Consider the following 11,207-nt stretch of genomic DNA (forward strand, 5'->3'; position numbering starts at 1 on the left):
TTCCAGTGGTCGGCTGGAAGGGCTGCACGGGTGAGGCAGGGTGACCCGAGGCCCCTTGGGATGCGTGGTGCAGGACCGACCAGGCCCGCACCGCACCGGATACCGAAGCCTGTCACCGCCTGGACGGCAGTACGCTCCCGGCGGAGGGCATGCTCACCTCCGCGAACTGGCCGCGGCCTTGTTCGGCAAGGCGTCCAAGGCGTACGAACTGGGTGTCCTGGGCGGCCTGGTCACCGCGGTCGACCGTGCTGCGCAGGGCGTCGCGGGCGGCCAGGACCTCCTTGCGGAGGGTCACCGGGTAGGAGTCCTGTTCGGCGAGGCGGATGGTGAGGATCGAGGTGCGGACCGCCGGGTCGAGCCCGGTCCAGAGGTCCTCGGCCCGCTCCGTGGCGGCCCGCATCGCGTCCGCGTCCATGGCGCTGCGCGCGTCCATGACCGCCTCCGAGGCGTCCCTCAGTTCCTCCAGCAGCGGTGGCGGCAGCAGTCCGCGTCCGCCCCGGGCGGCGACCGTCGCCCGGGCGGAAGCATTTCGGGCCCGTGTGCACAGCTCCAGGGTGTCGCGGGCCGAGTCCAGCAGCCCGTCCAGGGAACGGCCCACGGTCTCCCCCTTGCCGAGGGCGGCCAAATCCGCCATGGCCTCGGTGAGGGCGTCGCGTTCGGCGCGGGTGACCTCCGGACCCCAGGTGTCCAGGAAGTCGGCGTAGCGGGCGTGGAGTTCGGCCGCCTTCCGGCCGACGGCGGCGGAGACCATGCTGCGCCGCAGCCGGGCACCGTGCCACTCGCCGGAGCCGACGCGGTACTTCAGGTCGATGGTCCGGTCGGCGTCGAGCCGTACCTGAAGGGTAAGCGGTACGTCTCCGCGGTGTCCGCCGGTCCGCTCGTGGACGAAACCGCCGCAGAACTCATTGCGCTGAGCCGAGCGCAGGTGTGGCCCTTCCCAGACGTTGAACCGCACTGATCCGCCGCTGTAGTCCCGCACCGCGAGGGTGTCCACCCGGTGCCATTCGGTCGGGTAGTGCGTGCCGCCGGGGAAGAGGACCTCCACGGTGCCGTCCGTGAGTTCGAGTCCGATGTGCTGCGCCGTGACCTGTTCGGCGACGGCGGTGCCGAAGTCGCCGCCGCAGAACGAGCAGGTGCTGAGACCGGCGGCGTTGACCATTCCGCAGCCGGGGCACTTCAGGCCGCCGGCGTCCAGCGGCGCGTCACAGTCGAGGCACGCGATTGCCGAGGCGGGGTTGTCGGCCCGGCCGCACTCCGGGCACTCGCTCACGGTGGTTGCCGGAGCGGCCGCGCACACTCCCGCAAGTTCCGTGGCGCACACGGGGCAGGCGGCGGTGCGCTCGGGGGCGGGGACGTGGCAGACCGGGCAGTCGACGGTGGCTGTGCCGAGCAGCGGCGCGGCACAGCCCGGGCAGACGTCGGCGGTGACGGGAATGCCCTCGACGGTGCAGGTCTCGGCGGGGCAGTCGAGGGTGCCGAGGAGACCGGCCTCCACGGCGGCGCCGTGGGCGACGGCCATCATGGGATCCACCGTGTGCGACACCGTGTCCTCGCCGAAGAGGCCTTCGAGGTCGCGCCGGACGGCCGGGATGCGGGTGGAGCCCCCCACCAGGAGGACGTGCTGGACGTCTTCGGGCAAAGCCTCGCCCTCCTTCAGCACCGACTCGACCGTCTCCCGCATCCGCCGCAGGTGCTCGGCGAGGAGCCCTTCGAAGACCGTGCGCCGCACCGACCCGGACCAGGATCCGCCCTGGCGGCCGAGCGGAGCGAGGACCACCTCGGAGACGTCCCGTGAGGACAGTTCGACCTTCGCACGCTCGGCGGCGGCCCGGATCCGGAAGGCGTCTGCCTCGCCGTCGTGGTCGCGCCCGCCGAGCTGGTCGCGCAGATGCCCGTCGAGCAGCGCGTCGAAGTCGGCGCCGCCGAGGAGGTTGTCCCCGCCCAGCCTGTCCACCGCGAAGTAACCCGGACCGATCGTCAGCAGCGACACGTCGAAGGTGCCGCCGCCCAGGTCGAAGACGAGCACGGTGGCGTACTCCTTGGTCCCGTTCTCGCCTGGTCTGACGCCGAAGGCGTGCGCGGCGGCGGTCGGTTCCGGCACGATCCGCGCCACGTGGAGACCGGCCAGTCGCCCCGCCTCACGCACCGCGTCGTACTGCGGCTCGGCGAAGTACGCCGGCACCGTGATCACCGCACGCCGGAACTGCACCCCCGCGGCGCTCTCGGCGTCCTCCCTGAGCCGGCGCAGCAGGATGGCGGAGACCTGCACCGGGGAGAGGTAGTGCTCGCCGAGCCGGATCTCCACCGAGCCGTCGGCGCTCGCCCGGACGGGCGGCGCATCGTGGGGCCGCGCCTTGAGCGCCTGTTGCACGAGCTCGTCGTTCCAGCGCCGCCCGATCAGCCGCTTCACCTCCGTGATCACGGAACCGGGCGCCGCGGCAAGCCAGTTGAGAGCCTCGTGTCCGACCAGCAGGAAGCCGTGGGAGTCGATCCCGAGGGCCGAGGGGGTGGACTGGTCGCCGTGCCGGTTGGGCAGCACGGCGGGGGCGCCGTCGTGCAGCCAGGCCGTGACGGAGTTGGTCGTGCCGAGGTCGATGCCGAGAGTGCGGTGCATGGAAGGTTGCTTCCTGATCGTCGTGAGGCGTGGGACGTGGGAGGTGCGGTGCGGGCGCGGTACGAGCGTGCGGTGCCGGGCGGGGGCCGTCGGGTGCCCGTGACCCGTCCGGTGTGCTGCGGACGGTGGCGGGCGCGCCGCCTGAGCGCGCTCGCCGGGTCAGGCGCGACGGGAGCGGCGGGAGCGACGCCCCCGCCCGGCCGAGGGCTTGCGCGGCAGGCGCCGCTGGGAGCGGGTGGTACGCCGTGGCTGCGCCCGCCCGCCGTCGGACGGTGCCGCCCCGGACGCCGCCGGATCCGGGCCGTCCTCGGCCGGCACAATCGGCTCCGGCTCCGGCTCCGGTGCGGGGCCCGGCACGGCGACGACCACCTGTGCGGGGCGCAAGATGGACGCGCCCAGGCGGAAGCCGGTGAGCCTCTCCCGCAGCACCGTGCCGTCCGGGGCGGAGGGATGACTTTCCGTCCCGACGACCCGCATCTCCGCCGCGTCGACGGCCCTGCCCACCGCTTCCATCGGTCTGACGTCGTGCCGGGCGAGCTCGCCGCGCAGCATCAGATGCGCCGCCTCGATCTGCTCGCTCAGCGCGACGGCGGCCGAGGTCGCCTCGCGGGCGGATCGCGCCTCGTGCAGGGCGCCGGCCCGGCGGCGCGTGTCGGCGAGCAGGTCGTCCAGCGGCAGCAGGGAGGACAACAGGGCGCGCAGCCGGGCCTCGACCTCGTCGCGTTTGCGGCACAGCGCCTCGACCCGGCGCCGCAGTTTGTCGACTTCGGACGGCGGGCCGGCGGGGGCGGCCGGGACGGGACCGTTCACGGGAGTTCCTCGGTGTCGTGGCGGTGCAGGGGCGGGGTGAGCATTTCAGCCACGAGGGCGGCGACGGCACCGCGGGAGGCCTGGTCGGCCCGGCGGATGCGCTCCTGCCTGACCGGATCCCGCCGGGCTGCGGCAATGGCCTGCGCCGTCTGCTTACGGAGGACCGGGGCCCGGGTGCCGGGCGCTGCGCCGGGGACGAGTTCGTGGAGCGTGGGGCCGAACCAAGGAACCGGGGGCGCTACGGCGTCCCCGGCGCCCGGATCGGGCTCGTCGACGGTCAAAAGAGGGCTCCCTGTCCGGAGTCGTGGTGGCGGCGACGGCCGCGGGCGGGGCCGAACAGCAGGCCCTGGTCCGGCAGTCCGGCACCGATCCGTTCCGCGCACACGCGGTCGCGCTGCGCCCCGCCGATGTCGCCCGCCTCCTCGCGTGCCGCGGCGCGGTGCAGATAGGCGGCTTGCACGGTCTGGTCGTAGCGCGCGCTCACGCCGGTCCGCATCAGGTCCCGCAGGAACAGCTCGATGACGTCCGACGGGGACGCGGTAGCCTGCAGGTGCTCGGCGAGTTCGCGTACCGCCGCGTCGCGTTGCTCCTTGACGTGGCCACGGTCCGGGCCTGCGACACCGACGGTCGCGCTCAACAGGTCGACGCGGCGTTCCATCGCGGCCCGCGTGCTTTCGGTTCCGCGGGGACGGGCCGCGTCGAGCAGGAGGTCGACGAGCATGCCGTCGACGCGTTCCTCCCCGCACGGGCCCTCGCCGCCGCCGTACCGGAGCATGCTGCGTACGGCGGACCGCGCTGCTGACGCACGCCCGTCGGACGCGGCGGCCACGGCCTGCCCGGCGTAATGGTCTCTAAGCCATTCCCGGGCTGGTGCCCAGTCCGGATCGCGTCGCAGCAGGTCCCGCACCGCGTCCGCGTGCAGCCTCTACCGAGGCTGCAAACCGTCGAGCGCTCGGCGCAGGTCCGCTCTCAGATGGTCGTCGAGGCCGCGTCTGGCGTCCCGGTCCTGGGGCGACACGGCCAGGGCCCGGGCGAAACGGTCCCTGCTCTGCCGGGGGTCGCTGTCGAAGACCTTCGAGCCCTGCCGCACCAGCTCGGCGGTGAGCTCGGCGGCCAGCGAGCCGTCCTCGGGCAGCAGCGTGTGGGCCAGCTCCAGGCCGTGGATACGTGTGACGGGGGAGTAGCCGTACCCGTTGCGGCTCCGCCCGACGTTGTTCCCCGCGCGGAGTACGGCTTCCCGCTCCGCGGCGCTGAGCGTGTTCCCGAGCCGCGCCGCCGTGCCGAAGTCCGCGAGCGCCTCGCTCCATTCCTGGGCCCGCACCCGGTCCTGGCCCCGTTCCGCGAGGGCTTGGGCGAGAGCGTCGGCGCAAGCGTGGTGGTCGGGCGAGTCCGCGGTCCAGGTGCCGGGGTCGGGGTGGCGTGCGGTGTAGGCGTCGAGGAGGGGGAGGCGGCGGCCGTGGTCCATGAGATGCCAGGCGGCATCCTCGAGCGGGATCAGGCCGTCGGGTCCGGCGTCCTGGGGGACAAGCACATGGTCGGTACGCTCGGCTTCCCAAGCCGTCTCCCAGGCGGCGAGCACGTCCCGCCCACTTTTGACGTCCAGGGCATGCAGCAGGTCGGTGATGCGCCCGAGCAGATGGCCGCGGGCCTCCTGCCACAGCTCGTCGGGCACGGGAGCGCCGCGCCGGCCGGTGAGCAACGCACGGAAGTCGCCAGGGTCATCCTCGTCCAGGAGATGAGCCCACAGCACGATCGCGAGCGCCGCGGTACCGGAATCGGTGTGTCGCCCGCCCTCTTCTCCCAGCCTGCGCAGGGCACTCACCGCAAGGGCGTGCACGACCCCCGTCGCCGCCAGATCCAGGTTACTGTCGGGACACCGCCGGACCGCCTCCGGCCAGTTCCCGACCCGCGCGGCCAGTGCCGCGCGGAGCACGGCGTACCGTACCGCGTCGTCGGCGTCGGGTGTGCCGAACGTGCGCTGGAAACGCTGCAGAAGCGGCCGCACGACGTCGAACTCGGCCTGTAGAAAGGCATCTTCGGCAGCGTCCAGCAGGTGTCCCACCGTGACGGTTCGGCCGGGATCACCGGTGTCGTCCACCTGCACGCTCTGTTGCCCCCCTGAGCCCTCACGCAAGAATAGCCACCGTAGATAGGCGTGTTGGCGACGTCAACACGCTACCGGGTGGGTGGCTGGGTCCTTGCGTGACATCTCTCCGAGGCGTGTCTCATCTCGCCTTCGTCCCGCCCGCTTCGGCCCGTGCGTCGGTCGAAGTGGTGAGTTCGTCCCGGACGGTCTTAACGCCGGGCGGGTAGGGGGCGCAGTCCCAGCGGTCGGCGAGGGCGGCGACGAGCGCCAGGCCGCCCCACCGGGGCGGAGTACGTCGGGTTCGGCATCCGCTGGAGCAAGGTGTGGGCACAGGACCCCAGCCGTCGGGGAGCGCTAGCGGATCTCAGCAACGGGCAATTGAGTGACCCGCGTCGGGCCCTACGCCCCGCGCCGGGAGTTGATGCAAGATGGCATGGTGTCAAGTCTCCGCAGCGACCCTCGCACCTCCGCTGCTGTTCGCGGCAGCGGCTGGTTGGGCAACTCACCGCAGGCTGAACAGTTATTGACGCATCTGGCGCCACATGAACGGGTCGAGCTGCTGTTCACCACTCTCCGGTTCCAGGGCGCACTGACCCGTCGACGACTCCTCTTGTGGCGGGGCACCTTCAAGGTGGAACAGGTGGAACTGCGCCGCCCCCTCACCGTCCTGAGCAGTAGGAGTCAGTCCCGGTTCGTCGAGGCAGTCGTACTCGACGGCCCCGAAGGCGCGATAGAGCTCAAGCCCCTTTCCGCAGCCGTGGCACGCGCTTTGGTCGGCGCCGGCCGGCAGGGCGATGGCAACGCCCCGGCTACTGCTCCGCACACCGCGCAGGACGACCGCGATGCCGCGGAGACGCCCGCAGCACACCGGACGGTGGCCGGCCAGGCATCCACACCTCCGCATGCGGAAAGCAGCGCCGGCTCACAGGAGAAGGTGTTCCGCGCGAGAGCCATCCGCACATGGCAGGACGCCGAGCTCGCCGCCGTCGACCACATGCGCAGTCTCGGCTTCACTGACGCGCGGGTGACGGGTGACGGCGCGGACGGGGGCATCGACGTGATCGCCCGCGACGCCGTAGCGCAGGTGAAGTACCACAGTCAGCCGATCGGCGTCGGCCCCATCCGAGAGCTGCGGGGAGTGGCGGACTCGCACCATCACCTGCTGTTCTACGCGTTCGGCGGCTACACGGCCACTGCCCGGCAGTTCGCCGACGAGAGAAGGGTCGGGCTCTTCTCCCTCCTGGAACCCGGTCACATCACTCCACTGAACGATGCAGCGGATCGCCTGTCCGCCCGCCCGGCCCCGACCACCGGATGGAGCCGGACGACGCCCGGCTGGAGCCAGGCGGCTTCGGGGCGCGGCCAGGCGCCGAACTCACGCGCGAGCCAGCGTTCCGCAGAGCTGGAAGCCCAGCGGCAGACCGTGCGCCGCCTGATCACTCGTGTCCGTGCGCACACGAGTGAGGTCCACGCGCTGCCGTCCAACCGGTACACCAAGGACCTCATCAAGGCGCTGAAAGCGGCGCACAAGCTGACGGAGCGGGCGGAATCCCTCCTGGCCAAGTCGCAGGCGGACTTCCAGACCCATGGCGGGCGGAAGCAGCTCATCGCCATGGCCGACGAGAAGGCTCGCGAAGCCGCCCTCAAGCTGGGGATGCGGGCCTGACGGGACAGGCATGCACCTCGCGCGGTGCGGCATCCTCTCTCCCGTCGGCGTGATCACGCGCTGGTCGTGGTGTCGATGAGCTCGGCCCGGACGGTTTTGCCGCTGGGTGGGTAGGGGACGGTGTCCCAGCGGTCGGCGAGGGCGGCGACGAGCGCCAGGCCGCGCCCGCCGGGGCGGAGTGAGTCGGGTCCGGTGGCGCCCGTCGCGATCTGCGGGTAGAGGTCCCCGCGAGCGTCGGTGACCTCGACGCGCAGACGGTCGGCCGACGGGTTGAAGGCGAGCGTGAGCCGGAAGCCGCGGCCGGGCAGGCGGCCGTGGAGGACGGCGTTGGCGGCGAGCTCCGCGACGACGAGTTCGGCACGCTCCGTGAGGTCGGGCGGGGCGCCCCAGGACTGCAGCGCGGTGACACCGAGAAGCCGGGCCAGACGGGCGCCGCGCCGGGTGGACGACAGCAGCTGCGTGAAGGTGCGGGCGGGGGCTTCGAGTTGGGGAAGAGGGTGGTCCATGACGCCAGAGTGGCGGTCGGGCGCGGGTGGGTGCGAGGGCGGCACCCCGTACGCGGAGTGAGCGTACGGGCACATTCGGTGGACAGTACGTGCGGTGTTCCGTCACGCTGAGTGCTGAGCGCGAGGCCGTGAGGAGCTGTCGCGGTCCGGTACGGAGAGAGGGCGGCGGATGGACATCGTCGAAGGGGACGCGGCCGGGGCCGGGGCCGAACAGGGAGCCGGAGACGCCGATGTGCGGTCGACGGCTCCGGCGAGGGACTGGGAGCGGGAGCCGCATCTGTCGGACAGTCTGCGCACGTTCGGCGCGGTCGTCCAGGCGCTGCGCGAACACGCGGGACTCAGCCGCACGGATCTCGGCACCCGGGTGCGGTACTCCAAACACACCGTCGAGTCGGTGGAGTTGGGACGCCGGATGCCGGACAAGGCGTTCGTGGAGCGCGCCGAGGAAGCGCTGGGCAGCACCGGTGCGCTGCGGAAGGCCTCCGGTCATCTCACCCGGGGCGAGGCGGGCCTCGCGGCGTGGTTCCGGCGGTGGGCACGGCTGGAACGGGAGGCGGTGAGCCTGTGCACGTACGAGTGCCGGCTGGTGCCGGGGTTGTTGCAGTCGGAGGCGTATGCGCGGGCGGTGTTCGAGGGCACGATTCCGCTGCGGACCGACGACGAGCTGGAAGCGCAGCTCGCCGCCCGGATGGAACGACAGACGATGATGCGGGAGCGGCCGACGGTGCCGTTCAGCTTCATCGTCGAGGAGCACGTGTTCCGGCGGCGGTTCGGCGATGCGGAGGCGATGAGCGAGCTGTTCGGCCACGTTCTGGAGTGCAGCGCCCCGCGCAACGTGACGCTTCAGGTGGTACCGCTGGAGGCTGGGTTGCACGCGTGTCTGGATGGGCCCGTGCGGATCTTGGAGACGCCTGAGGGGCAGCGGCTCGGCTACTCCGAGGGCCAGGATGACGGGCGGCTGATCTCCGACCCGAAAGAGGTGAGCATGCTCTGCCAGCGCTATGACACACTGCGCTCGCAGGCCCTGAGCCCAAACGAATCCCGGGCCTTGCTGGAGCGACTGCGAGGAGAGCTATGAGTAGCGGTACGACAGATCTCGCCTGGTTCAAGTCCAGCTACAGCGGCAGCCAGGGAGACGACTGCGTGGAGGTCGCGATCGCCGAACAGGCCGTCCACGTACGGGACTCCAAGGACGTGACCCGTCCGGCGTTCGCGGTGGGGAACGAGGAGTGGGCGCCTTTCGTGCGGTTCGTGTCAGCGGTCAGGTGAGAGTGTTGCGCAGGTGCGGGCCGAGGTAACCGATGTAGACCTTCCCGGACCGAGGGCCGTCGTCGTAGAAGTGCAGGCGGGGAGCGATCGTGTTGCCTCCGCCGATCTTCAGGTGTGCCTGCATGAAGACCCGCCCGCCGGAGTCGACGGCCTTCGGGACCGGGAGCATGCGCTCACCGCGCAGTCTGCCGTTGTTGGCGACGGTGTCGGACTCACGCATGGCGACCTTGGCCGCCGGGAAGGGGAAGACGCTGGACGCGTCGGACTTGCACCAGTTCAGGAAGTCACCGCTGACCGTGCTCTCAGCTGAGGTGCGGGCGAAGTCGTTGAGGGCGAGCAGTCCGTCCCAGGCGACGTACAGCCAGTTGTCCACCGACTGGCTGTCGAGTGCCCGGGTGGTCTTGCGGTTCCCGGTGAACGAGATGTAGGGCAGCTCGTCCAGCCTGTCCAGCAGGTCGGCGAAGGCTGTCGGGTAGCTGATGGCCGGGGCGTCGGTCGGGGTGTGGGCGGTGGCGAACCCACCGACGGACTCCAGCCGCTCGCGCAGATAGCGGATGAGCCGCTGGGACTCCTTGACCCGGTCGTACAACTCCTCGTTCTCGCCCCGGAGTTCGTCGCTGCCGCGTTCCGTCTTCGCGAGTTCCGCGTACAGATCGTTGATCTCGTCGACCCGTATGGCCTCGGCCCGCTCGGCTTCGTCCAGCAGCGCGGTGAGCGCGGAGTTCTCGGTACGGAGCTGGTCGATGTCCGCGGCGGCCGGGTTGGGCCGGGGGCGCGCTCGATGGCGCGGGACGCTGAGCAGCGCGGTGGGCAGCGTGTGACGTGAGGCCATCCGTTGCGGAAGCGCGGCCAGGATGGACGCGGCCCGGTGGACGCCGCTCTCGATGGTCCGCCGGGACATCACAGGATGCCGCTGCGCGTCCGGCTTCCAAGCCGGGTCCAGCCCGGGGACGTACGTGCGGACACCGCCGCCGAACACCGGGTGGTACTCCAGTTCGGCGTTGAACTTGGCCTGAGCCTCCGGTGTGAGGATGTAGAGGACGGCCAGCCCGTGCAGATTGCGGAACAGTGGCTCGACGACCTCCCGCGACCAGCCGTCGGCATCCTTGCCGTACGGCACCGTGGCGACGACGACGGGCATCCGCCGCTGGTCGTCGCACAGCTCCCCAAGCAGGTCGTCGATGTCGTCGGCCTCGATGAACGCCGGCGCGGTGGCGACGTCCGCCTGGCCGTCGCGTGCCTCCAGGCGGTCGAGGAGGGAGCGGACCAGGTTCGGTGTGTTGGCACGGGTGGGGTGCTGGCCTTCACGGGCCGGCTGGTGCTCGATGTCGACCTGCAACCAGGTACGTCCCTCGTCCTCGGGCAGGCCGGCGCGCACGACCAGGGTCGACTGCCAGGTACCCGAGGTGGCGGAGGGCGTCTCGCGCATGCGCCACCGGCTGTACGCACCGTTCAGGCCGGATTCCGAGTCACGGTCGAGCGTGGCGTGCGGGGCGATCTCGGTCCGCCCCTCGTCCAGCCCGGACGGGTCGTATGCCTTGCTGCGGAGCCATTCGATCAGCTCTCGCTCTGCAACGGCGCAGGTGTCGACATAGTTCTGCTCGGTCGAGACCACCATGCGGTAACCACGCGGTTCCATGACGATCATCCCCCCAAAGATGTGAGACGTGCAGGGTGGTGCGTGTGGTGTGTCGCGTCCTGGGCTACGACCCGTCGGTGGGCGTGTAGCTGAGGGCGGCACGGTTGAGACAGCGGTCGCCGAGGTCGCGAACGGGCGCGGGCTTCGGCTTCGGCGGTGCGGCTTTCGCCGCGGACTTGGTGACGGCCTTCTTACCACCGGCCTGCGCGGCGGGTACGGGCTTCTGCTTTTTGGCACTCTTCGCGCTCTGGGCCTTCTTGGCCGCCGGTGTGCCGCGTGCCTCGAACCGCCTGCGCAGCTCCGAGAGTTGCGCGCGCTCCTGGACGGTCTGATCGGCAGGGAGCGCGTTGACGATGGCCCGGGCCCGGCTGAGCCCGTACCGTGCCTGCGGCCAGCGCTTGGCGTTGATCGCGGTACGCACCACGCCGAGGGTCTGCTGGAGCGCCTTCACCTTCGCTGCCTGCCGCCGGGGAATGGGTGACTCGGCCCCACTGCTCCTCCGCTGCCCGGCCGCACGGGTCCCCCAGTCCGCGCCCGAGGTCAGGACGACGGACGAGCGCGGATTGCTGCTCTGGCTTCTGCGTACCACGTTGCGGTGGTTCCTTGGGTGTGTCTGG

At 71.5% G+C, this 11,207-nt stretch carries 11 protein-coding genes; 3 read left to right on the forward strand and 8 right to left on the reverse strand.

The window, feature by feature from the left end:
- Positions 1 to 112: 112 nt before the first annotated feature.
- The 5 genes from J7E89_RS20715 to J7E89_RS20735 form a co-directional block, all read right to left on the reverse strand.
- On the reverse strand, positions 113 to 2,614 hold the full coding sequence (locus tag J7E89_RS20715) for an Hsp70 family protein (RefSeq protein WP_214975680.1): 2,502 nt from the start codon (positions 2,612 to 2,614) through the stop codon (positions 113 to 115).
- 159 nt (positions 2,615 to 2,773) lie between these two features.
- The gene (locus J7E89_RS20720) at positions 2,774 to 3,424 is read right to left on the reverse strand and encodes a nucleotide exchange factor GrpE (protein WP_214975682.1); all 651 of its coding nucleotides are present in this window, start codon (positions 3,422 to 3,424) and stop codon (positions 2,774 to 2,776) included.
- Positions 3,421 to 3,705, reverse strand: coding sequence for a hypothetical protein (locus J7E89_RS20725; RefSeq protein WP_214975684.1), 285 nt, complete (start codon positions 3,703 to 3,705; stop codon positions 3,421 to 3,423). The genes J7E89_RS20720 and J7E89_RS20725 overlap by 4 nt, the downstream gene beginning before the upstream one ends.
- Positions 3,702 to 4,253: a hypothetical protein gene (locus J7E89_RS20730; RefSeq protein WP_214975686.1), complete on the reverse strand. Its 552-nt coding sequence runs from the start codon at positions 4,251 to 4,253 to the stop codon at positions 3,702 to 3,704. The genes J7E89_RS20725 and J7E89_RS20730 overlap by 4 nt, the downstream gene beginning before the upstream one ends.
- Positions 4,254 to 4,349: 96 nt before the next feature.
- Positions 4,350 to 5,528, reverse strand: coding sequence for a hypothetical protein (locus J7E89_RS20735; protein WP_214975688.1), 1,179 nt, complete (start codon positions 5,526 to 5,528; stop codon positions 4,350 to 4,352).
- A gap of 505 nt (positions 5,529 to 6,033) precedes the next feature.
- On the opposite strand from J7E89_RS20735, the gene J7E89_RS20740 reads away from it, so the two are divergent.
- Positions 6,034 to 7,176 carry a restriction endonuclease gene (locus tag J7E89_RS20740; RefSeq protein ID WP_214975690.1) on the forward strand — a complete coding sequence of 381 codons (1,143 nt, stop codon included), beginning with the start codon at positions 6,034 to 6,036 and terminating at the stop codon, positions 7,174 to 7,176.
- A gap of 53 nt (positions 7,177 to 7,229) precedes the next feature.
- Here the strand turns inward: J7E89_RS20740 and J7E89_RS20745 are convergent, their stop codons facing one another.
- On the reverse strand, positions 7,230 to 7,682 hold the full coding sequence (locus J7E89_RS20745; RefSeq protein WP_214975692.1) for an ATP-binding protein: 453 nt from the start codon (positions 7,680 to 7,682) through the stop codon (positions 7,230 to 7,232).
- A gap of 169 nt (positions 7,683 to 7,851) precedes the next feature.
- On the opposite strand from J7E89_RS20745, the gene J7E89_RS20750 reads away from it, so the two are divergent.
- Positions 7,852 to 8,760, forward strand: coding sequence for a helix-turn-helix transcriptional regulator (locus tag J7E89_RS20750; protein WP_214975694.1), 909 nt, complete (start codon positions 7,852 to 7,854; stop codon positions 8,758 to 8,760).
- Positions 8,757 to 8,951 (forward strand): DUF397 domain-containing protein, encoded by a 195-nt coding sequence (locus J7E89_RS20755; protein WP_214975696.1) that lies wholly within the window; start codon positions 8,757 to 8,759, stop codon positions 8,949 to 8,951. The genes J7E89_RS20750 and J7E89_RS20755 overlap by 4 nt, the downstream gene beginning before the upstream one ends.
- On the opposite strand, the gene J7E89_RS20760 is transcribed toward J7E89_RS20755, so the two are convergent.
- Complete coding sequence (locus J7E89_RS20760; RefSeq protein ID WP_251060845.1) at positions 8,944 to 10,599, reverse strand: hypothetical protein; 1,656 nt, start codon at positions 10,597 to 10,599, stop codon at positions 8,944 to 8,946. The genes J7E89_RS20755 and J7E89_RS20760 overlap by 8 nt on opposite strands.
- 55 nt (positions 10,600 to 10,654) lie before the next feature.
- Positions 10,655 to 11,179 (reverse strand): hypothetical protein, encoded by a 525-nt coding sequence (locus tag J7E89_RS20765; protein ID WP_214975698.1) that lies wholly within the window; start codon positions 11,177 to 11,179, stop codon positions 10,655 to 10,657.
- Positions 11,180 to 11,207: the final 28 nt, after the last annotated feature.

Origin of the sequence: Streptomyces sp. ISL-100 (genome assembly GCF_018614615.1) — a bacterium.
GTDB lineage: Bacteria > Actinomycetota > Actinomycetes > Streptomycetales > Streptomycetaceae > Streptomyces.

Excerpts from the sequence above, each read along its gene's own strand:
- J7E89_RS20755 (WP_214975696.1), top strand. The coding sequence starts at position 8,757 with ATGAGTAGCGGTACGACAGATCTCGCCTGGTTCAAGTCCAGCTACAGC.
- J7E89_RS20745 (WP_214975692.1), bottom strand. The coding sequence starts at position 7,682 with ATGGACCACCCTCTTCCCCAACTCGAAGCCCCCGCCCGCACCTTCACG.
- J7E89_RS20715 (WP_214975680.1), bottom strand. The coding sequence starts at position 2,614 with ATGCACCGCACTCTCGGCATCGACCTCGGCACGACCAACTCCGTCACG.
- J7E89_RS20760 (WP_251060845.1), bottom strand. The coding sequence starts at position 10,599 with ATGATCGTCATGGAACCGCGTGGTTACCGCATGGTGGTCTCGACCGAG.
- J7E89_RS20750 (WP_214975694.1), top strand. The coding sequence starts at position 7,852 with ATGGACATCGTCGAAGGGGACGCGGCCGGGGCCGGGGCCGAACAGGGA.